This is a genomic window from Bacillus sp. SJS, from assembly GCF_000732485.2.
Lineage (GTDB): Bacteria > Bacillota > Bacilli > Bacillales > Bacillaceae > Metabacillus_B > Metabacillus_B sediminis.
Genome location: NZ_JAQV02000022.1, coordinates 177533 through 197956 on the forward strand (window position 1 = coordinate 177533; position 20424 = coordinate 197956).

Annotated in this window: 23 protein-coding genes; 10 read left to right on the top strand and 13 right to left on the bottom strand. The window is 44.2% G+C overall.

Annotated elements, in window-relative coordinates; all coding sequences use genetic code 11:
• Positions 1 to 75 precede the first annotated feature (75 nt).
• A complete protein-coding gene (locus AS29_RS13180) occupies positions 76 to 522 on the top strand; it encodes a MarR family winged helix-turn-helix transcriptional regulator (protein WP_035407613.1) in 447 nt (148 codons plus the stop codon).
• A gap of 230 nt (positions 523 to 752) precedes the next feature.
• Here the strand turns inward: AS29_RS13180 and AS29_RS13185 are convergent, their stop codons facing one another.
• From AS29_RS13185 to rlmD, 6 genes are all read right to left on the bottom strand, one after another.
• Positions 753 to 1037: a DUF4176 domain-containing protein gene (locus tag AS29_RS13185; protein ID WP_035407616.1), complete on the bottom strand. Its 285-nt coding sequence runs from the start codon at positions 1035 to 1037 to the stop codon at positions 753 to 755.
• Positions 1030 to 1731, bottom strand: coding sequence for a hypothetical protein (locus AS29_RS13190; protein ID WP_035407619.1), 702 nt, complete (start codon positions 1729 to 1731; stop codon positions 1030 to 1032). Before AS29_RS13190 ends, AS29_RS13185 begins: the two co-directional genes overlap by 8 nt.
• A 26-nt stretch (positions 1732 to 1757) precedes the next feature.
• The gene (locus AS29_RS13195) at positions 1758 to 3086 is read right to left on the bottom strand and encodes a T7SS effector LXG polymorphic toxin (protein ID WP_035407622.1); all 1329 of its coding nucleotides are present in this window, start codon (positions 3084 to 3086) and stop codon (positions 1758 to 1760) included.
• A 19-nt stretch (positions 3087 to 3105) separates the two neighbouring features.
• Complete coding sequence (locus tag AS29_RS13200; protein ID WP_035407624.1) at positions 3106 to 3375, bottom strand: DUF5344 family protein; 270 nt, start codon at positions 3373 to 3375, stop codon at positions 3106 to 3108.
• 15 nt (positions 3376 to 3390) lie between these two features.
• Positions 3391 to 3753 carry a YwqH-like family protein gene (locus AS29_RS13205; protein ID WP_035407627.1) on the bottom strand — a complete coding sequence of 121 codons (363 nt, stop codon included), beginning with the start codon at positions 3751 to 3753 and terminating at the stop codon, positions 3391 to 3393.
• 350 nt (positions 3754 to 4103) lie between these two features.
• Entirely contained in the window at positions 4104 to 5483 is a 1380-nt protein-coding gene (rlmD, locus tag AS29_RS13210) for a 23S rRNA (uracil(1939)-C(5))-methyltransferase RlmD (protein WP_035407856.1), read from the bottom strand.
• 206 nt (positions 5484 to 5689) lie between these two features.
• Here rlmD and AS29_RS13215 point away from each other — a divergent pair, with 206 nt between their 5' ends.
• On the top strand, positions 5690 to 7090 hold the full coding sequence (locus AS29_RS13215; RefSeq protein ID WP_035407630.1) for an APC family permease: 1401 nt from the start codon (positions 5690 to 5692) through the stop codon (positions 7088 to 7090).
• A 137-nt stretch (positions 7091 to 7227) separates the two neighbouring features.
• Positions 7228 to 7686, top strand: a complete 459-nt coding sequence (locus AS29_RS13220) for a hypothetical protein (RefSeq protein ID WP_035407633.1) — start codon at positions 7228 to 7230, stop codon at positions 7684 to 7686.
• 30 nt (positions 7687 to 7716) lie between these two features.
• On the opposite strand, the gene AS29_RS13225 is transcribed toward AS29_RS13220, so the two are convergent.
• From AS29_RS13225 to AS29_RS13235, 3 genes are all read right to left on the bottom strand, one after another.
• Positions 7717 to 8700, bottom strand: coding sequence for a diacylglycerol kinase (locus AS29_RS13225; RefSeq protein ID WP_082883854.1), 984 nt, complete (start codon positions 8698 to 8700; stop codon positions 7717 to 7719).
• Between the two features lie 353 nt (positions 8701 to 9053).
• Complete coding sequence (locus AS29_RS13230) at positions 9054 to 9521, bottom strand: hypothetical protein (RefSeq protein ID WP_035407636.1); 468 nt, start codon at positions 9519 to 9521, stop codon at positions 9054 to 9056.
• Positions 9522 to 9752: 231 nt separating this feature from the next.
• Positions 9753 to 10943 (bottom strand): YhgE/Pip domain-containing protein, encoded by a 1191-nt coding sequence (locus AS29_RS13235; RefSeq protein WP_035407638.1) that lies wholly within the window; start codon positions 10941 to 10943, stop codon positions 9753 to 9755.
• A 169-nt stretch (positions 10944 to 11112) separates the two neighbouring features.
• On the opposite strand from AS29_RS13235, the gene AS29_RS13240 reads away from it, so the two are divergent.
• The gene (locus AS29_RS13240; RefSeq protein WP_035407641.1) at positions 11113 to 11730 is read left to right on the top strand and encodes a TetR/AcrR family transcriptional regulator; all 618 of its coding nucleotides are present in this window, start codon (positions 11113 to 11115) and stop codon (positions 11728 to 11730) included.
• A 12-nt stretch (positions 11731 to 11742) separates the two neighbouring features.
• Here AS29_RS13240 and AS29_RS13245 read toward each other — a convergent pair whose 3' ends face one another.
• The 4 genes from AS29_RS13245 to AS29_RS13260 form a co-directional block, all read right to left on the bottom strand.
• Complete coding sequence (locus AS29_RS13245; protein WP_035407644.1) at positions 11743 to 12210, bottom strand: hypothetical protein; 468 nt, start codon at positions 12208 to 12210, stop codon at positions 11743 to 11745.
• Between the two features lie 131 nt (positions 12211 to 12341).
• Complete coding sequence (locus tag AS29_RS13250) at positions 12342 to 13070, bottom strand: gamma-glutamyl-gamma-aminobutyrate hydrolase family protein (RefSeq protein ID WP_035407647.1); 729 nt, start codon at positions 13068 to 13070, stop codon at positions 12342 to 12344.
• Between the two features lie 60 nt (positions 13071 to 13130).
• The gene (locus AS29_RS13255) at positions 13131 to 14030 is read right to left on the bottom strand and encodes an SDR family oxidoreductase (RefSeq protein WP_035407650.1); all 900 of its coding nucleotides are present in this window, start codon (positions 14028 to 14030) and stop codon (positions 13131 to 13133) included.
• A 94-nt stretch (positions 14031 to 14124) separates the two neighbouring features.
• Entirely contained in the window at positions 14125 to 15033 is a 909-nt protein-coding gene (locus tag AS29_RS13260) for a magnesium transporter CorA family protein (RefSeq protein WP_051860673.1), read from the bottom strand.
• Positions 15034 to 15150: 117 nt separating this feature from the next.
• Between AS29_RS13260 and AS29_RS13265 the strand changes: the two genes are divergently transcribed.
• The 6 genes from AS29_RS13265 (at position 15151) to AS29_RS13290 (ending at position 20406) form a co-directional block, all read left to right on the top strand.
• Entirely contained in the window at positions 15151 to 15396 is a 246-nt protein-coding gene (locus AS29_RS13265; protein ID WP_035407653.1) for a hypothetical protein, read from the top strand.
• 85 nt (positions 15397 to 15481) lie between these two features.
• Complete coding sequence (locus AS29_RS13270) at positions 15482 to 16111, top strand: LysE family transporter (protein ID WP_035407656.1); 630 nt, start codon at positions 15482 to 15484, stop codon at positions 16109 to 16111.
• A 40-nt stretch (positions 16112 to 16151) separates the two neighbouring features.
• Positions 16152 to 17492 (top strand): amino acid permease, encoded by a 1341-nt coding sequence (locus AS29_RS13275; RefSeq protein ID WP_051860674.1) that lies wholly within the window; start codon positions 16152 to 16154, stop codon positions 17490 to 17492.
• 273 nt (positions 17493 to 17765) lie between these two features.
• Positions 17766 to 19493 carry an ABC transporter ATP-binding protein gene (locus tag AS29_RS13280; RefSeq protein WP_035407662.1) on the top strand — a complete coding sequence of 576 codons (1728 nt, stop codon included), beginning with the start codon at positions 17766 to 17768 and terminating at the stop codon, positions 19491 to 19493.
• A 16-nt stretch (positions 19494 to 19509) separates the two neighbouring features.
• Positions 19510 to 19842, top strand: coding sequence for a hypothetical protein (locus AS29_RS13285; protein WP_035407665.1), 333 nt, complete (start codon positions 19510 to 19512; stop codon positions 19840 to 19842).
• A 99-nt stretch (positions 19843 to 19941) separates the two neighbouring features.
• The gene (locus AS29_RS13290) at positions 19942 to 20406 is read left to right on the top strand and encodes a GNAT family N-acetyltransferase (protein WP_035407668.1); all 465 of its coding nucleotides are present in this window, start codon (positions 19942 to 19944) and stop codon (positions 20404 to 20406) included.
• Positions 20407 to 20424 lie beyond the last annotated feature (18 nt).

Genomic DNA, 20424 nt, shown 5'->3' on the forward strand with positions numbered 1-20424 from the left:
CATTAGGTTGACGTGTCAACCTAAACACATTGTAGTACCTTGAGGTTGATACGTCAACCGTGATATGATAGCTGCATGAAGAAAAAACAAATCAGTCAAGAAGAAATGAATATATGGCATATGTGGAAAGGATCCTATCAGAGCATCTTCGGCCGCGTCGTCAAAGACCTGACAGATCAAACCGGCCTCTCTGAGGGGGATTTCGGAATCCTCGACCGGCTCGATCAGTTTGGAAACGGAGAACTCCGCCAGCAGGAACTCGCCGACTCCATGAACTGGGACAAAAGCAGACTCTCTCACCACCTGACACGAATGGAGAAGCGCGGACTTGTTAGAAGAAAACCATCAGACCTAGATCGGGGAGTTCAAGTTATTATTACGGAAGCTGGAAAAACCGCGTTGAATGAGGCTCAGCCGGTTGTTTCGGAGGCTATAAGAGAGCATTTTTTGAGTTTGTTGACGGAGGAGGATGTGGAGTCGATTGGGAGGATTGGGGAGAGGGTGAAAAAAAATTACTCTTAATAAATCTCCTATCATGGAAACCGCCCTACTGTAATCTTCAGGGCGGTTATTTCAGCAGTTTTAAGGTAGGATTAGATATAAATTGCATAAAAATTTGGTAGTTCAAGATTTTGAGGTGTTAAGGGGTACCTTAGTATCGGACTATTTTATTTAAAACTTTTTTCGGCGATTTAAATTACTGACCAAATCTAATTCTACGTTCTTAATGGAACTTATTAAGTCACAAACACTTATTCTGCAGTTGTCTTTTGCAGCACTTTCTGAAATTCCTCTTCTTCAGAATCAATGTGACCTTTAAAAACAACTTCGGCAATATTTTCATGATTAAAGACATATGTATATTCCTGTGATACGTACCCTTCTGGATATGGTGCAGATAGATAATCAAATAACTGACCATTTCTATCATCATCTGTTACTAATATTTGTTTTCTCCCATAAATCATAAGTTTAATATTTCCACCTTCTAAAATAACAATAGATCCTATTGGCAAAAGGTTTTCCATTTTATGCATCCGCCTTTTTTGAAGTGATTTTTTTGTTCGAGAATTTTACAAAGTGTAAGTTAGCTTTCATAAAAAAGTACTTGTGGAAATATTTAGCTAAAATAAAAATAAAGAAAAAGGATAGTCCAAAAAACAATAAATTAAGAAAAGATATCATTATAAAATCTGATACTCCCATAAAATAATTTGCAGCTATGTAGCCTGCTGGTACTGATATACCTGCAATAGTAAAATGCCACTTGGGTGTAGCTTTCTTATCAAATTCTTTTAGGGAAGAAAATTTCCTATTGTAATATCTTATTAAATAGTAAATGGAACTTAAAAATAGCAAACTCAAAGCTATATAATAAATTGGATGAGTAATTCCAATCATATAACTATATTTAAGGCCTACTCCAAAATATGAGAGGGCTCCCACTGCACCGAGATATCCAAAGAAGAGAATAGACTCTAATTCCGTATCCTTAGGATTTCTTACTATTATCCACAGGGCCCAAAGACTAATGAATACTAAAAGAGTCCCTATAAGTATTAGCAAAGGGTTATTTTTCGGAGCTATGAGCGGAATAAGAATGAACAAATCAAGCAAAAAAAATGTTGTTCCTCCAACCAAAAATTTAATCTGAAAAGGAGGAAAAAAACTTAAATGCTCAATTATATGGTCTGGGAGATTCCTGTGTTTTTTATCTTGGCTGATTTTCAATATGATTTACCACCTGTAATTTAGTTTTACTTAAACCATCCTGCAATAGTTTTAATACCTTTTTCTACTCCACTTTTTATACCGTCGGATATACTAGTTTCTTCTTTACCAAACTTAACCCCGTCTAATAGATAAGACGCACCGACCGAAATTCCGAACCCTATTGCTGCTGCTCCTAAAACAGGTGCCCCCAATGCTGTCACTAGCGCAACTGAAGTAGCACCAGCTGCAAGGGTTACAGCTCCTACCCCTACATCAACTATTGCGTCTCCAGTAATTTTAGCATTGGATTCATTGGCTTGAACATTTTTATTTATATTCTCTACAGTTGAAACTCCAATGCCAAACCAGCCCAGCTTACTTTTTAATGCTTGTTTTATAGCTGTTGCGGGTCTTACCTGCTCAGCTACATTTGTTAGATTTCCTATTTTCGCCTGACTTTCAACGTAATTTTTAGGCAATTTTCTTAGTTCATCTGTTTTAAGTCCAATGGCGGTGCCGCCTCTTATATAGTAAGTGTTGTTTTTACTTGTAATTTCAAATCCTTTTTTCACTGACCATGCAGTACTTCCTAAGGCAATGCCTTCAGAAATAACTCCAAAAGCGCTGCCCGCAGAAGAAACAGGCGCTGTTGCATCAAATAAAATGCCTGTATCCATCACTTCCAAAGCTGTCCAATCCTTCTCACTAATTTTTTCTTGAAGCTTCTGATAGCTCTTTACTTCTTGTAGCTGGGGAATTTTGAAATTACTCACGGACAGTTTGTTGCTGCTGAACTTGGATTTAATTTCTTTAGTATAGCTTTGGAGAACTGTAACATTTTCTATTGTTTCATCGAGTGTTTTAGATTGTTCAGAGTCCATTTTTTGGAGGCTTTTAATGGTTTCTTCAGAACGATTTTTCATTGCTTTCACTTCATCTATTAATTCCCCATCTTTAATATGATTAATTGAGGCTATATCTTTTATCTGATCAATTACTGCGTTTACTTCATCTGTAAGGCTGATAGTTACATCCTTTACTTTATTAAGACCCTCAGTTACGTCCTTTTCCAAGAAATTCTCTATAATATATCCGTTACTTTCCGGCTCGACGGCTTGGATAGCATCAGACATACTTTTTAAATTTCGGCGATATTCAGTTAGTACTCTGCCGTAATAAACAATGAATGGAATATGGCTTTCCTGATAAAAGGATCGAATAGCATTTGCAGTCTCCCCTTTAAAGGAATCTTCAATTGATAAAAAGGACGATAAAGATTCTGCAAAACCCTTTATCTCTTTCAAATGTTCATCTATGCTTTTGACAGTAGCATCAATCCCGTCGTTTAAAGCATTTACATCCAAAACTTTCATATGTTAAAATCTCCTGTCTTTATTTATAAAAAGAAGCTACATCCTTATCTGCGTTATCCAATTCGTTTACTGATTGCTTCGTTAACTGAAGGTTAACTTTCAATAAGGATTTGTATTCCTCTGTTAACAAGTTGATATCTTTGTTAAGCTGATCCATTTTTTGTGCCATGTTTAAAACATTATCGCCTTTAAGAGATATTGTCTTGAAACTTAATCCTTCAGCAGTCTTATTGAGTTGATCCAGTGATTTGTACACTTCTTCCAATTTAACTTTAATTTCGTTGGCCATTTTTCTCTTCCTTTATTAAGCATTCAATGCTTTTAATTTCACTTCTTCCTCAAGTTGTACAATTTTAGATTTTAATGATGCTATATCTTCTTTCGTTTCATTAATGCAATAAATTACAACCCGATATGCCTGAACCAATTGCAAGTAAACTTCTCTATAAGCTTCAGTAAGTTCTCTTCCCCTGGCCGCATTGAATTTATTTGCTGCTTTTCCCGACCAAGTTTTTGCTCCTAAGATAGGTTCTGATATTAATTTCTCATTATCAAGAAAATCCTGATAAATCTCTTCCAATTGTGTTGCAGCATTCTCAAGCTCTGTAAGTTCTTGTTCTTTCTTTGCTAGCTGTTGACGTAATTCGGACATAGATTCACCAAACACTTTATCTCCCTCACTTGTCAAAAAATTCCCTAAATTCCTATATATTACATTAAATCACACCTCCCTTCTCATTTCCCATAGTTTTCGAATTAATAACCTAAAAATGAGACTTTTTGCACCCTATTAGAAAAATATTTTCAGATACTAATATCACATATGATTTATAGCCAAAAAAGGAAATACTCAACTAAATGAGGTTCCCACACATTTGAATTATATATAAACCAAAAAATAGTTCCCTTAAATCCCGTAATCTGAAATCCAAATATATAAAAAATACCTGTAGAAGAGTCCAATCTACAGGTACTAGTTACTATATAATTTAAACCCTTGAAAGCCTAGATATTAGCCTATTTTCTCTCTATCCGAACAACCGCCTCACAATGCATCGTATGCGGAAACATATCCACCGGCTGTACCTCAACCGTCTGATACCCTCCCTGCTCCAGCACATGCAAATCCCTAGCCAAAGTCCCCGGATTGCAGCTTACATACACAACCCGCTTTGGCTTCATATCCAAGATGGTTATCAGCAGCGCTTCATCGCAGCCTTTCCGTGGCGGATCTACGACAATGGTGTCTGCTTTGATCCCCTGCTTGTACCAGTTCGGAATGACCACTTCTGCTTCTCCAACACCAAACTCTGCATTGCTCAGTCCATTGAGCTCTGCATTGCGTTTGGCGTCTTCAATTGCTTCCGGTACAATTTCGACTCCGTATACTTTTTTCGCTTTCTGGGCGAGGAACAGAGAGATGGTTCCGATGCCGCAGTAGGCGTCGATGACGGTTTCTTCACCGGTCAGCTGGGCAAATTCTAAGGCTTTGTCGTACAGGACCTTAGTTTGTTCTGGGTTGACCTGGTAGAACGATCTTGCTGAGATGGCGAAGCGGATGTCGCCGATGCTGTCGTAGATGTATTCTTCGCCCCAGAGGACGTTGGTTTCGTCTCCGAAGATGACGTTGGTCCGTTTGCTGTTGATGTTTTGGACGATGGATTTTACTTGTCCGAATCGGCCTGTGATTTCTTCGATGATTTCGTTTTTGTGCGGGAAGTCGTTCGTTCTGGTGACGAAGACGACCATCATTTCTCCGGTCATCTGGCCGTAGCGGACCATGATGTGGCGGAGCCAGCCTTTGTGTTTTTCTTCATTATAGGCACGGATACCATAGCGGCTGCAAATTTCCTTGACGGCTTGGACGACGTCGTCGTTTTCAGCCTGCTGGATGAGGCATTTCTGCATATCGATGATCTCATGGGAGCGCTGCTGGTAGAAGCCTGCGACTAAGCCGCCTTCGCGTTCGCCGACAGGCACCTGTGCTTTGTTGCGGTAGTTCCATGGATTGTCCATGCCGAGGGTCGGGTGGACGGTGACTTCATCCAGGTTGAGCTTACCGATCCGGCTGAGGACGTTTTCGACCTGCTTGCGCTTGAAATCGAGCTGGCCTTCATAGCTCAGGTGCTGAAGCTGACAGCCTCCGCATTCCTTGTAGATCGGGCATGGAGCTTCTCTTCGCTCGAGGCTTTGTTCCTTTATTTCCATCAGGCGGCCAAAGGCAAAGCCCTTTTTCACCTTTATGATTTTAATGCTGGCGCGTTCGCCTGGCAGGGCATTCTGCACGAAAATCGGGAAGCCCTCGACCTTGGCGACTCCCGCTCCTTCATGTGTCAGGTCCTCGAACGTTACATCATACAATTCATTTTTCATTACAGGTACTTCTATATTTGGCATTCTTATCGTCCTTTTCAAATATGCTGCTTTCATTTTACCATATCCGCTATGCAAACATTCACGGCTTCGCACCTTCTAAATTTTGTCTGTTTTCTCCTTCAAATTATCTGAATTGTACTAATACACTTTTATCAGAGATTCATACAAATCCGTTGTATAATCATTCTATCAAGTGAATAAATACTCACACAAGGCAGGTTAACACCATGACGACTATAAAATCGAAAAAGCTGGGCTTGATGGGGTTGTCCCTTATCAGCATTAATGCGATTCTCGGATTGAAGAACATTCCGTTTGCCTCTACGATCGGGCCATCGGCGATTGTCTTCTGGATCGCGGCAGCTTTCCTATATTTCATTCCTATCAGCTTAATCGTGGCCGAGCTTTCGACCACCTACCCGGACCAGGGCGGGATCAGCGCCTGGGTGAAGCGGGCGTTTGGCGAAAAGGCGAGCTTCCTCGCCGGCTGGTTTTTCTGGGTCGCAAACTTTACGTATTATCCATCGCTCCTGATCGGTATTACCGTCAATCTGGCGTACGCGATCAATCAGCAGCAAATTATGGACAGCACGTGGACGACGAACATCATCTCTATCGTGATTTTCTGGCTCATTACACTCTTGACGCTAAAAGGAACGCGGATGAGTGAGAAGCTTGCATCATTTGGTGCGCCGCTTGGCGTTGTCGTTCCCGCTCTTCTCATTTTCGGATTCGGAATTGCGAGCCTTGTCAGTGGACAGCCTTCTGCAACACCGTTCTCTGCAGAATCCGTTATGCCGAATTCTGTTTCCTTTGATACAATCATGTTTTTATCAACGCTGATGTTCGCTTTTTCAGGTATGGAGATGCTTGGAACGATTGCGGAAGACGTAAAGAATCCGCAAAAAACGTTCCCGAAAGCGATTTTCTTCACATCCGCCATCATTGCCGTTATTTACATCATGGCAACAGTCGCGTTCCAGTTTGTGATTCAAATTACACCGGATCAGACGGCGAATGCGCTGTACCTGTTCGCAGATAAAGTGACCGCTCAGTTTAATCTGCCGTTTAGCTTATCCCAGCTGTTGGGTATCTGCTTCGTCATTGCGGTTGTCGGATCGCTGTCCTTCCTGATCCTGAATCCAAGCGTCATGATGTACGAAAGCGGCAAAAAGGTTCTGCCGAAGGCGCTGCTGAAAATCAACAAAGACAAAATGCCGGTGAACCTGATTCTCTGGCAGGCAGCAGGCGTTACGGTTATCCTCTTATTCTCTGCTTTTATCCCGACGATTTCTGCTGCCTTGAACATGCTGATTCTGATGGCGACACTTGCCTTCTTTATCCCGTATCTGTTCCTCATCTCCGCTTATGTGAAGCTGCGGATGACAGATAAGACAGCTGTACGTCCGTTTAAAATCAAGCACAATGCGGCAGCATACATCGTCGCTGGGGTAGGATTGCTTTCTGTTGTCGGTACGATTGTGCTGACCCTGATTCCTTCAACAGATACGACCGTTTCCGAATATGCGCCGATGGTGATCGGTCCTGTGCTGTTTATCATCCTTGGATTGGTCTTTTATAAAGTTGGAATTAAAGAGAAGAAGACTGAATACAAGAAAGCAAGCTAACCTGGAGTGCCTATATGGCACTCTTTTTTTTGCCGTATGTAAATCACCCCCTTTGAAAACATACATATGTTAACCAAATGATACCAGCATGTAACATAAAGTTTGTATAATAAACCAATCAGCAAGGGAGGGATAGAATGATTCAAATAGAAGCACTTGGAGCAGAAAACCTGACAGAGGGAGATCGTTTCCTTACGTATTTAAACGGCGACACAAGGTTTGTTTTTACATACGAGGCAAAATCGGTGCAATTTTTGACTGAGGTCTCAAAGACGGTGATTTATGATGTGGCGATGAAGCTGATCCGTAAATTTGAATCATTTAAGGTCACGCCGTTCGGAGTCGAGTCTGAGAATGTTATCGCTTTTCAGTTCAGCCCTGACAGGAGCAGAGTCGATATCAAAAAAATGCCCTCAGAGTCACTTAATACGATTGAGGAGACGTCGTTTCCGGCACCGGTTTTCTTCAAAGAGTTTTCGCTCGCCTATGAACATTTCCTTAAGCCGTTAGCCAAAGCACAAAAGGAAGAGGATGAGATTCCGAGAGAAGTGGTTCAAATGAGGGAAATTCTTGATTTGCTGAAAGAACAGGCGTAAAAAAAAGCAGACCCCGATCGGTCTGCTTTTTCACTGCTCTTCTTTTTGCTTTTCTTCCGAACTCACAGGCTGAGATACTTCCTCTTCCTGCTCTTCAGCGGAAGGCTCAGACATTTCATGCGCCTTTTCCTTAGACATGATGATGTCGAGGTGGCGATAAAGGTTTTCAAATTCTGCCGGCAAAAGCCCACCGTATTCTCCATCCAGGTTGAGCTGCATTTTATCCTTCGTCGTAACCTTCACGCGGCTCGCCTTCGTATAAATGACGTGCTCATCATTCATGTGCTCCCCGCGGAGCGCCAATGAAGCAACCCGGATGAATTCGGCGAGGTTCGCCTTTTTCAGGATGAGGAGGTCGAACAATCCATCGTTGAGCTTGGAATCTGGTGCCAGTTTTTCAAATCCGCCCACAGAATTAGTAAGAGACACTAAGAACAGCATGACTTCTCCTTGGAAAAGCTTGCCGTCATATTCAATCTCCACCTCTGTCGGACGAATGGAAGGCAGCATTTCCATCCCCTTTAAGTAATAGGCCAGCTGTCCAAGCATTGTTTTCAGCTTGCTTGGCACTTCATAGGTCAGCTCGGTAAGCTTCCCGCCGCCAGCGATATTAATGAAATGGGTATCGTTTACACGTCCAATATCAATCGGAATGGCAACTCCATCCACCAGCATGTCGACCGCTGCCAGTACATCGTTCAGCGGAAGCGCAATTGCACGGGCAAAGTCATTTGTCGTACCGACCGGAATAATCCCGAGTTCCGGACGCTTGTCAAAACGGGCAATTCCGTTTACCACTTCATTGACTGTGCCATCCCCGCCGGCTGCAACGACAAGATCAAAGCCGCGTTCTGCAGCAAGCTTCGCCGCCTGAACCGCATCTCCTTCACATGTTGTAGCATGACAGGATGTTTCATAGCCTGCATTTTCAAACTTTGCTAACACTTCCGGCAAATGGCGCTTGAACGCTTCCCTTCCGGAGGTTGGATTATAAATAATTCTCGCTCTTTTCATTCCCCATCATCCTATACGTTATTTCTTCGTACCATTGTTGTGCTTCATTCAGTCTACCACTTTTGATGCAGACCTTCAATCAGCCCGCCCTTATAAAGTCCCCTAAATACTGGTTTTCGAAACCACTCCTGGTAAAAAACCAAAGGGAATCTTTCTTATCCATTTCTAAGCAAAAGTTCAACGTAATCCTTTAGAATTCGCTGCGGCCTTTCTTTTACTATTTCTGTTAAACTTGGCTGGCGTTCGCTTACCCTTGCTCAGGCCGCTCAAGTTTTCCGCTCAAGCAACAGGTAATAAGTTAATACTTGCATACAGAGAAATCCATATTAATAGAGGTTTTCCGATTAAAGCATTTAATTATACTTAACGATTGTTGTAATCCCGTATTCTGTTAAATAATTTTTATGACTCAGCTCTTCAGCCCATTTTTTAGGATTCAGCTGATACGTTCCATATTTATCTTGATATGTAAAACTGCCGGCGTTAATTTCAATCGGTTCAGGCTTATCCATTAATCTTCTCTCATAATACTCAAAGTTGTGCTGATTGGGTAAATGCAATAGCTCCAACACATCTCCTTCTTCCATATATTTTTCAAGATATAGTAAAAACAATGAATTATCAGCACCTGAGATTTCATAAATGTATGGCAAGGTAAAGATCCCTTTCACCCAGTCACCCCATCCATCCTCATCCACTTCACTCGCCCATAATCCCATAAAATCCTCCATCCGTTCAAAAACAGTGCGATGATTATACTCCTTGATTTCATCCGGTATGATAAATGGTTTGGATGATGCCAGGAATGTAATTTCAGACATATCACACCCCCCTTTTCAATTATCCTATTGATTAATCATTATATTAAATTTGAAGAATACAAACTATCAAGCTAAAAGAAAAGACAGCCGGCCGGTGAAGGCTGCTGTCTGGGTCTTGAGGCTGAACAGAAGATCTATTGAGGATAAATTCTAGTTTTTGCACCGTTTTACCGGCTCAGTCTTTTTATCGGCCCTATCATTCGTTCTTTTACCCTTTTGCCTATTTTTTTCTTAATTTTCTGCTGCCGTTTGTCCTTTTGAAACCGGCTGTTTCTTCAGTCCCTTCACCATCGACACAGCCATAACAGCAAAAGCACCAAGACCAATCATTCCAAGGATCCAGCGCTGCTCTTCAAATCCATTGCCGCCGAAGAAGAATAGACTGCGGAATCCTTCCACGCTGTGAGTGAATGGAATCCATGATAGAAGCCATGTTCTGGTTGCTTCCGGCAGGAATTCGGGTGCCAGGCTTAAAACCGGGCTTGAGAAGAAGAACAATAGGATAAGAATTGGCATTGCACCAAATCCGATCCAGTTAAGAAGCGCTCCCTGCATAAGGAAGAACATGAATGCCGTGAAAACCATAAATCCGTATGCAGCGGCGAAGTCCGGCACATCAAGCCCTAGAATTCCCGTTGCAATCGATAGAATGATGAGCGAGTTCATCGCTGTAAAGATGAGACCTGCGATCAGCTGGCCTGTGATGAAACCTGGTGTAATCCGGTTTTCCGACGCCTTTTTCATCGTCAGGAAAATGATTATAGAGCTGATGATCGTTGTCAGCCAAAGGATTTGAGTCATCATCGCCGGAGAGTTCCCTCCGCCGTTATTCTCCCCTACCTTATTCACCGTTTCCGATTTGAGCTGGATTGGATTGGCAAGCAAACTCGCCTGTTCAGGAGAAATCATTTTTCCCTGTGCTTTAATCGGGGCAATCATTTGCTCGCGAATTTGTCCGTTAACCCCTGCAAACACTTTATCCATAATGGATCCAACGCTGTTCGCTGCGTTCAGATTTTTCCCCTGATTGAGAATCAGTTTAGCCTCTGCCTGAACTGGCTTCGGGGACTGAATAGACGCGGCTTTTTGAGAAAGATCAGCTGGAAGAATGAGTGCCGCATAATAGGTCCGGTCGTTCAGTCCGTCTTTCGCCGTTTTTTCATCCTTTACTACCGACCATTTAAAAGGCAAATCTTTATTGCGTGTCAGTTTGTCCTCGAGCTGTTTCCCTATTTCAAGTTTTTGACCGGTTGGAAGCTGGACGCCTTCATCCTGGACAACAATAGCGACAGGCAAGTCTTTTGGAGCCGGGTTCACTACCGACCCAAGGAAGGCAAAAGTAAAAATAAGAGCTGCTGCTGCAAGACCTGCAAGTCCTCCCCAAAACATCCGCTGGGTAAAAAACCTTTTGAGTACGTTCATTGGTCTACCTCCTGATTATAATCGACAGTTTGTCTTTTATCTTACATACTGTACATAAAACATGGTATTCTAGATAGGAGATCGTTACAATCATCAAAAACATACACTTTGCCGGATAAACAACATATTGAGATAAATTGTTCATTAAAAATTTCATGGAGGATTTCATATGTCGAGCAAAACCGATTTACGGGTCATCCGCACCCGGAAAATGATCAAGGATGCCTTTATCCAGCTTGTGACGGAAAAAGGCTTCGATACGATGACGATCCATGATATTACCGAAAAAGCTATGATAAACCGGGGCACGTTCTATCTGCATTATCAGGATAAATTTGATTTGATGGAGAAGCTGACAGAAGACATACTTGGGGATGTAATCGGCAACATCAATCCCTCCTTGCATTTGATCGACGGAAAGCTGCATACCGGCAACTTAAAGGTTTCGATAGCCTCTGTTTTTGAAGCCATCTCCAGCCATACTGACTTTTTCCAGGCGATGCTTGGAGGAAAAGGAAGCCAGGATTTCTCTCATAAAATGCTTGGAATTATTAAAGGGCGCTTCGATTCCGAATATTCAAAGGCTGGGCTAAAGGAAGAAAACATGCTTCTGCCAAGAGAGCTCATCCTCACATTTATTTCGTCTGCCTGCAACGGAATGATGATCTGGTGGCTGCAAAACGGGATGGTCTATTCACCGGCATATATGGCAAACAGCATCGTCACAATCATGACCAATGGACCGGCCCGCTGCTTTGGGGTGGAGATTATACAGGAAGACAAGTGAATGGAAAAAGCATCAGGTGGCTGATGCTTTTTTGCTGCGGTATTTAACATTCGTGAGGGCAATAAGAGGACTGCCGATAATCGTCGGCAAAAACCAGATCCAGAGAATCGGAATGCCTTGAAAAAAAGCGATTTTCGGTGCATTTACAACAAGAACCGCTGTAATGACGGCTATGTAAGAGCCAAGCATCCCGCTGATATGATACCTTAGCCAGTTTTTCCACTTCTTTTTTACGGTCAGGTACCCGATGATGGCAAAAGAGTAGGAAAAGAAGCCGATGTAAAACAGGTACGCACTCTCTTCCCAATGCATGATCGCCATGGTTATGGAGCTAAGAAAAATAACCACAAACGAACCGTGATACACCTCACCAAACCAGCTGTGCTTTCCCCTTCTTTTTTGTGACAGCATGGCTCCGAGCCCGGTTACTAAACAGATAAATCCAGCTGCGATATGAATGATTAAGATTCCAGAAAACATGCCGACACCCCCTATTTTCTATTATCATATCATCTTTTTATTGGTAAAATATTCATTATTATCAAAAGAAAAGGCAGGAGATTGATTAAAAAAAGCGGGACTCACTATGACGTGAGTCCCGCTTCTTATTTTTACACCTTTTCTTTCGTTGAACATTCTTCCACAAATGAATCAAACAGTCTTTGCATGCTTTCGTATTTCACAGCCATTTCCTCCGGGTGCCATTGAACAGCAAGGATGGACCAGCTGGAATCTGTGCCTTCTACCGCCTCAATGACGCCGTCCGGTGCTTTGGCCGTAACTTTTAGGTTATCGGCTACCTTGTCGAGTGCCTGGTGATGCATACTGTTGATGCTGATCTTCGTTTCACCTAAAATTCTGTGCAGCCGGCTTCCCTCTTCTACGTTACATTCATGGGTGGCGTTGATTCGGGAACCTTCCTGATGATGCTTGATTCCACCCTCAAGCTGACTGTGAATATCCTGGGTCAGTGTACCCCCAAGCGCCACATTTAATGAAGCAATCCCACGGCAGATGGCGAAAATCGGTGTGCGCTGCTTTTCCGCTTCCTTCACAAGCGCGATTTCCGTTTCATCCCGTTCCAAAATGACTTTGCCGAGCTCCGGATGCGGATTTGCCCCATAGGATTGAGGATCGACATCCTCTCCTCCGCTTAAAAGCAATCCATCAATCGTGTCCATCCAAGCCTTTGCCGCTTCATCGTTCCCGAGCGGCAGAATAACCGGAATGCCGCCCGCTCTAAGGACGGCTTCCGGATATTTGGCGTGTACGAAGGAATGATCAATTCCGTTCACTTCTTTTTGTGATCCTGTTATCCCTATAATCGGTTTGCGTGCCATAATCCCGTCTCCTTTTTTGTCTGCTACTCTTTTCATACCCTAAATGGAATTTGGCTACACTTACGCTGTGACCATTTGCCCCCCATTTACATGGAGGGTCTCCCCTGTGACATATCGCGAGTCATCCGAGGCGAGATAAACGTATGCCGCGGCAAGCTCGAAAGGCTGGGCAGCCCTTTTTGAAGCTGACTGCAGACCAAATTTACTCACCCGGTCTGCGTCAAAGCTAGAGACGGTGAGAGGTGTCCAGACAGGACCTGGGGCCACGCTGTTCACCCGGATGCCTTTAGGTATGAGGTTTAATGAAAGAGAACGGGTAAATGAAACAATGGCACCTTTTGTGGCAGAGTAGTCGACAAGTTCCTTTTGTCCTTTATAGGCTGTGACAGAAGCTGTGTTTATGATGGATGCTCCCTGTTTCAGATGGGGGACGGCTTCCTTCGCCATATAAAAATACGCATAGATATTGGTTTTGAACGTTTTATCAAATTGCTCGGCGGTAATCTTCAGGAAATCCACCTGTGGATATTGAACCGCGAGATTATTAACTACGACATCAATCTTTCCAAAGGTCTCAAGGGTTTCGGATACAACCATTTCATTCTGCTTCTCTTTCGTTAAGTCCCCAGGAATAAGTAGACAGCGTCTCCCAAAGGATTCGATTCTCCGCTTTGTCTCCTCCGCATCCTGGTGTTCATTGTAATAAGGAATAACTAAGTCCGCTCCTTCTTTTGCAAAAGCATAGCCCACTGCTCTTCCGATTCCGCTATCTCCCCCGCTGATGATGGCCGTTTTCCCCTCCAGTTTTCCGCTTCCTATATAATCCAGATTCTCGGAAATCGGCCTCGGGTTCATCAAGTATTCAAAGCCCGGCTGCTGGTCCTGAGCTTGAGGCGGGAAGGTCAGCGGCTTTTCTTCACACTCTATTTTCTTGCTGTAATAGGGGTAATATGGGTACATGCTGAATCCCCTCTCTATCAAACGTCTTTTGCAGTTTATTCCTTGCGGAGCCCGTTTCATTCCGCAAAAAAGCCTGACCCGCTGTGAGCCAGACTCAATCCTTTCTTCGCTTCAATAAATCCTTCATATAGCCTTTTGAGTTCATATACCAATAGATGAAAACGGTCGTAGAAACGATGAGCAGGATTGCAAGCGGATAGCCGAGCTCCCATTTCAGCTCCGGCATTTTTTCGAAATTCATCCCCCACAGCGCACTCCATGCGGTTAATGGTGTAAACAGAATGGTAATGATGGTAAGGGATTTCATAATTTCATTTCCATTATTTGTGGAAATGACCTCCTCGAGGCGGATAACCGTGTCAATCTCCTCCTGGTATTCCTTTAGAAGGGACATCCCCCGCTCCAGCTGTTTATCAATTCGTTTAAATTCCACCCATGAATCGGTTTCTCCTAAAAATGCTTCTTCAATTCCTTTTTTCACTTCCACAACCTTCAAAATCAGACTTTTCCATGTCAGCAGAGAATGCCGCAGATCATAGATTTTGTTCAGGATGCTCGATTTATTATTACGCTGCACTTCCTTCAGGACCTTTTCCATCTTCTGCTCAAACTCATCAATGCCGTCCAGATAATGCTTCGCCAATCCGTGCAATAGCACGAAAAAACCTTCAGGAGCCTGCTCAGATTCCTGAAGCTTCTGTTGCAAGTCATGTTCATTCACCTGTTTCAGCGACCGGGTATCCAATCCAATCGTCACTAATTGGTCTTTATTTATGTAATAGCGGAAAACCTTTTGGACATCCTCTCCCTCATCACTGTAGACGAGAGAGCCGTAAACAGCTTCCCCATCCAGTTTCAGCGCCTGTACGTGCATTTGATTTTCGTGGCCATACTGGATCAGGCTCTTCCATTGATCCTTATAGTCAAGCGTTTCTAAAAGCCGGTCATCAAATGATTCCAGAGAAAGCCATTTCCAGTTCTCATACTCCCTGCTGTCGTGCATGAACTTCCCCCCTAATATGCTGTTTCGTATTATATATCCTAAAAAAATTCAATGTAAACAGCTTAGAATAGTTGTTTTCATACCTGTAAAAGCTAAGAGAAAAAAGGGGGATTTACAATGATTGATGACGCATTGCACGCCCTTCATCACGCGGAAAAAGCAGTTGTTGATGCACAGGGAAACCCAGGCTCAGGGGAATTCCAGCGGGCGTTCCAAAAACTTCAGCTCGCAAAGGAGCAAATTAAAAAGCATCAGAATGATGAGCTTGATCCAGAAGAGCGGCATCACCTGGACCTGGCAGCCGAACAGGCCATCCATCTGCATGAAACGTTGGAATCACTAGAAGATCAAGGTCCGCTATAGCCGTTACGGGCTATAGCTTTTCTTTTTTTGGGATATTTGGACAGCCCCGGAATACATATAGAGAAAACAACGAAGGAGAGGACGAATGAATACATTTATCAGTCATATCCTGCTCGGAATTTCTCTTGCCGCCCCCATTGGCCCGATCAATGCGGCGCAAATTGAGAGAGGCTTCAATCGAGGCTTCTGGCATTCCTGGCTTATCGGCCTTGGATCGATTACGGCTGATATTCTTTATATGCTTGCGGTATTCATGGGGCTTGTCCATTTTATCGAAATCCCCATTGTTAAAGCGTTTCTCTGGCTGTTCGGTTTTTTCGTTCTGACCTATACCGGGATTGAGAGTCTCCTTCAGGCAAGCAAAAGTGTGGAGCTGAGGAAGGAGCTTTCCAATTCGCTCACCAAATCCTATCTGATCGGCTTTATGATGTCCCTGACAAACCCCCTTACCATTATGTTTTGGGTCGGTATTTACGGATCGGTACTAGCGAAAACCGCAGCGCTGTATGAACACACACAGCTTCTTTTATACAGCGGCTCAATTTTACTGGGACTGCTCATATGGGATGTCTGCATGGCCGGCGCCTCAAGCTTCGCACGCGGATTTCTGAATAACCGGACACTGCAGGTCATCTCCTGTTTATCCGGCCTGTCCCTTGTTGGGTTCGGATTATATTTTGGCTACGAAGCATTCCGGCTGTTTTTCAGCACATAAAATCAGCTCCCCCGGAAAAAATAAAGGCTAGACTGGGGGACTGAACGTGACGGAGCAAAACAAAAAGGAAGAACAATTAAAGTGGTGGCAGCTGTCGCTGATCGGAATCGGCTGCACAATCGGGACCGGCTACTTTCTTGGTTCGAGCATTGGAATAAAAGTAACGGGAGCGTCAATCATTTTCTCGTTCCTGCTCGCTGCGCTTGGTACATATATCGTTTACAGGCTGCTTGCCAAAATGACGGCAAAGGACCCTCAAAAGGGTTCGTTTTGCTATTACTCCGGAAAGGCGTTTGGCCGCTGGGCGGGGTTTAGCTGCGGGTGGAATTACTGGATGTCGAATATCCTGATTATGGGCAGCCAGCTCACGGCGCTTGCGATTCTTTCGAAATTCTGGTTTCCCCATGTGCCGCTCTGGCTGTTTGCGTCGGGATACGCAGTGCTCTCCATTCTTGTCGTTCTGGCTGGAACGAAGGGCTTTGACCGGCTGGAAAACATGATGGCCATTGCCAAGGTGGCAGCGATTGTCATGTTTATCATCCTTGCCATTGCTGCCATTGCCGGCTGGATCCCCGGGGACGCACAGAATCCGTCGCTCCCGCTCGCTCAGGATCAGCTTTTCCGCGATGGATGGAAAGGCTTTGGCTCCTCCCTCATCTATGCGTTTTACGCCTTCGGAGGAATTGAAGTTATCGGGCTGATGGCCATGCAATTGGAGAAAAAAGAAGATGCACCGAAAGCAGGCTCCGTCATGCTGATTTTGCTGACCGCTATTTATATCGCCTCGCTGGTCCTTGCTGTCAGCATGACGTCCATCGGCTCTTTTAACGAAAAAGAGAGCCCATTTGTCACGGCTCTCAGCGGCTACGATCTTTCTTTTTTCCCGCACGTCTTCAATGCAGCCATTATTATTGCGGGCTTTTCCACCCTCACTGCCGCCCTGTTTGGTGTCACGACCCTGCTCGTTACGCTCGGAGAAGACGGAGATGCCCCGAAATTTTTTGCCAGAACTACAAAAGGAAAACGGAAGCTCGCCCTTCCGTCACTCGGTCTTGCCACCGCTGGTATGCTGCTCTCCATCATCGCATCCCTGTTACTGCCCGGTAAGATTTATGAGTATATTACAACGGCAGCCGGTATCATGCTGCTGTACAATTGGAGCTTTATTATCCTCTCTTCGCTGAAAATTTTAAAGCTGTCTGTTATGGAGAAACTGATCGCCGCAGCCGGTATCCTTATGCTCGCTGCCGCCATCGCGGGAACTCTGCTGGAAAAAACCGGCCGTTCCGGATTTTTCCTCAGCCTGCTGTTTGCAGCAATTATTGGTGTGATGTGCCTTGTCATGAAAAAGGTGTGGAAGCAAAATGAATCCGAATGCTAGGAGGAGCTGCTGCAGCTCCTTTTTTTATTTTTCAAAAAAAGCAACGAACCTGCAGCTGTTATGAACTTTTGAGATAACGATTACCTGAAAAAATATGGAATTTACCGGTAAATCAGGTATACTTTAATTAACAAACTTTAGGAGGAATTCGAATGAAAAACTTCTCATTGGCCGGAACGTCACACGCACATAAAGGGGGCAGCAAGTAACGTAACGCTCGTTCCCCCGGTCTGTGCAGCTATGTGAAATCTGCACATCAGAGGGGTAAATGATTTGAATAATCGATTGAAGAAATTTCTTTCTTACTATAAGCCGTACCGGCGTTTGTTTGCTGCTGTAATGGCCTGTTCCATTCTCGGATCCGCGATTTCCCTTGCCTATCCGCTGCTTACCCGGTACATCACAAAAGATGTTCTGGATGGGATTGACGAAAATGCGCTCATTCAGATCCTGCTTACAGGGGCGGCAATGCTTGCCCTGGCAGTTTTGCAGGCGGGCTTCAACTATGTGATGGATTATCATGGGCACCGGATGGGAGCGTTGATGGAGAGCGATTTGCGCTCCGAGCTTTTCAGCCATTATCAAAGCCTGTCCTTCCCGTTCTATGACCGGCAGAAAACCGGACAGCTGATGTCCCGAATGACAAACGATCTCTTCTGGTTATCCGAATTGTATCACCACGGACCGGAGGATATTCTGAAATACTCGGTAAAATTCATCGGATCCTTCGTCATCCTGCTGACGATTAATGTTCCATTGACGATGGCTATTTTCACCTTTCTGCCGTTTATGGCTGTATATGCGCTTTATTTTAACAAAAAAGTGAATATCGCTTTAAAGCGGAACAAAGTCCGAATCAGTGACATAAATGCGCAAGTCGAGGATAACCTTGCAGGTATCCGGGTTGTTCAATCGTACACGAATGAGGAACTTGAAAAGGAAAAGTTTGAATATGAGAATCTCCGCTTTCTGGAAAGCAGGAAAACCGGATACAGGTATGAAGCCTATTTTTTTAACGGATTTGAACTGTTTATCCAGCTGATCAGCATCACGGTCATTGTGGCGGGAGGAGCAGCTATTTTGCACTCCTCAATGGATCTCGCAGATTTAATCACGTTCTTGCTGTACGTCGGTTTCCTGATTGAGCCGATTCAGAAGGTGACCCATGTGGCGGTTCTGTATCAGGAAGGGATGACCGGATTTGAACGGTTTATGGAAATGATGAAAATTGAGCCGGACATTAAGGATTCCCCCGGGGCCATTGAGCTGGAGCATGTCAGGGGGAGCATCGAATTCCGGGATGTCAGCTTCCGTTATGATGACAGCCAGCCGAATGTCGTTGAAAATCTTTCACTGAACATTGGAGCAGGCGAATACACCGCACTCGTCGGTCCATCCGGGGCCGGGAAGAGCACGATTTGCGCCCTCCTTCCCCGTTTCTACGATATCCAGTCAGGTGAGATCAAGATTGACGGAATCAGCATTCAAGACATCACTCTAGCCTCTTTGCGCAAAAACATCGGCGTCGTCCAGCAGGATGTGTATCTTTTTGCCGGAACCGTCCTTGAGAACATTCGCTACGGGAACCGTGATGCGACAGATGAAGAAATCATCGAAGCGGCCAAAAACGCCCATGCCCATGAATTCATCATGAAGCTGCCGGACGGATATGACACGGACATCGGCCAGCGCGGCGTAAGGCTTTCCGGCGGTCAGAAGCAGCGGCTCAGCATCGCCCGCGTCTTCCTGAAAAATCCGCCCATCGTCATTTTTGACGAAGCGACCAGCGCCCTTGACAACGAAAGCGAAAAGGTGGTCAAGGACTCACTCGAGCGGCTTGCCAAAAACCGCACCACCCTTGTTATTGCCCATCGTTTGTCCACCATCCGGAACGCAGAACGGATCATCGTTCTGAAAGAAAACGGCATCGCTGAGCAGGGTTCACATCAGGAGCTGATGAACAGAAATGGAGCTTATGCCCGGCTGCAGAGAGTGCAATAGAAAGGAGAAAAAGCAAATGAGCATGTCTACATTGCCCGCCTGGATATGGATTTTTTATTACCTGTTTCTTCTGATTACACTTGGAACCGCGCTTTTCCGGCTGATTCGGCAGAACGGCAAAGCCTACTCAGCCATAGCCTTCGCGGCTGCCCTGACGATTCCGCCAGTCGCTTTCTTCAGCTCAATCGGAAGACAGGAAGGAACGAATGAATGGCAGCATTTTATCAGTGAGCTCCAGATCGGTGCTCTTTGGGCGGTTTATGTATTGGCCGGATTTCTGTATTTGTTTATCTGGTGGGCATTGATGATTACGGAAAAAAGAGACAGGAAAAGGACCCTTACTCAGTAAGAATAAGAGCGGGCTGATGGAGTCCGCTCTTTATGATTATACTGGCCGCCTGCTTTTCTGCACCTCGAAGGTCAAAACCTATTGAGAAGAAGGTGAATTATGCCTATTGAAATTAAAAGAATTAATTCTTCTAATTGGAGAGAAGCATTGGAACTATCCGTACATGATGAACAACAGAAATTCGTAGCTTCTGTCCATCCACCCGTTGCCATTGCACTGGCTAAAGCATACATCAGACCAGGCGGGAAGATGGTAGAACCCTATGGAATTTATAATCATGGCACGCTGTCAGGATTTTTTAATCTGCACTACACACCTGAAAGTGCAGAAGATTATTGGATAGTCCATTTTTTCATTGATAAAAAATACCATCGGCAAGGACTGGGAACCAAAGCATTAAAAGAAATAGTGAAACACATTGAACACAATCATCCCCAATGTACCCGTCTGCAGTTAACCGTCCATCCTGAAAATAAAGCAGGAAAAGAATTCTATCTAAAATTCGGATTTTCGGAAGATCACGTTTTAATGTTTGATGAACATCTATTCTTCATATCCATTTAAATCATGGATTAAATGGGA

What these genes read in the sequence shown, in the direction of transcription:
- AS29_RS13180 (WP_035407613.1), top strand. Translation starts at nt 76, where the DNA reads ATGAAGAAAAAACAAATCAGTCAAGAAGAAATGAATATATGGCATATG.
- AS29_RS13185 (WP_035407616.1), bottom strand. Translation starts at nt 1,037, where the DNA reads ATGCATAAAATGGAAAACCTTTTGCCAATAGGATCTATTGTTATTTTA.
- AS29_RS13195 (WP_035407622.1), bottom strand. Translation starts at nt 3,086, where the DNA reads ATGAAAGTTTTGGATGTAAATGCTTTAAACGACGGGATTGATGCTACT.
- AS29_RS13200 (WP_035407624.1), bottom strand. Translation starts at nt 3,375, where the DNA reads ATGGCCAACGAAATTAAAGTTAAATTGGAAGAAGTGTACAAATCACTG.
- rlmD (WP_035407856.1), bottom strand. Translation starts at nt 5,483, where the DNA reads ATGCCAAATATAGAAGTACCTGTAATGAAAAATGAATTGTATGATGTA.
- AS29_RS13215 (WP_035407630.1), top strand. Translation starts at nt 5,690, where the DNA reads ATGACGACTATAAAATCGAAAAAGCTGGGCTTGATGGGGTTGTCCCTT.
- AS29_RS13220 (WP_035407633.1), top strand. Translation starts at nt 7,228, where the DNA reads ATGATTCAAATAGAAGCACTTGGAGCAGAAAACCTGACAGAGGGAGAT.
- AS29_RS13225 (WP_082883854.1), bottom strand. Translation starts at nt 8,700, where the DNA reads ATGAAAAGAGCGAGAATTATTTATAATCCAACCTCCGGAAGGGAAGCG.
- AS29_RS13230 (WP_035407636.1), bottom strand. Translation starts at nt 9,521, where the DNA reads ATGTCTGAAATTACATTCCTGGCATCATCCAAACCATTTATCATACCG.
- AS29_RS13235 (WP_035407638.1), bottom strand. Translation starts at nt 10,943, where the DNA reads ATGAACGTACTCAAAAGGTTTTTTACCCAGCGGATGTTTTGGGGAGGA.
- AS29_RS13240 (WP_035407641.1), top strand. Translation starts at nt 11,113, where the DNA reads ATGTCGAGCAAAACCGATTTACGGGTCATCCGCACCCGGAAAATGATC.
- AS29_RS13245 (WP_035407644.1), bottom strand. Translation starts at nt 12,210, where the DNA reads ATGTTTTCTGGAATCTTAATCATTCATATCGCAGCTGGATTTATCTGT.
- AS29_RS13250 (WP_035407647.1), bottom strand. Translation starts at nt 13,070, where the DNA reads ATGGCACGCAAACCGATTATAGGGATAACAGGATCACAAAAAGAAGTG.
- AS29_RS13255 (WP_035407650.1), bottom strand. Translation starts at nt 14,030, where the DNA reads ATGTACCCATATTACCCCTATTACAGCAAGAAAATAGAGTGTGAAGAA.
- AS29_RS13260 (WP_051860673.1), bottom strand. Translation starts at nt 15,033, where the DNA reads ATGCACGACAGCAGGGAGTATGAGAACTGGAAATGGCTTTCTCTGGAA.
- AS29_RS13265 (WP_035407653.1), top strand. Translation starts at nt 15,151, where the DNA reads ATGATTGATGACGCATTGCACGCCCTTCATCACGCGGAAAAAGCAGTT.
- AS29_RS13270 (WP_035407656.1), top strand. Translation starts at nt 15,482, where the DNA reads ATGAATACATTTATCAGTCATATCCTGCTCGGAATTTCTCTTGCCGCC.
- AS29_RS13285 (WP_035407665.1), top strand. Translation starts at nt 19,510, where the DNA reads ATGAGCATGTCTACATTGCCCGCCTGGATATGGATTTTTTATTACCTG.
- AS29_RS13290 (WP_035407668.1), top strand. Translation starts at nt 19,942, where the DNA reads ATGCCTATTGAAATTAAAAGAATTAATTCTTCTAATTGGAGAGAAGCA.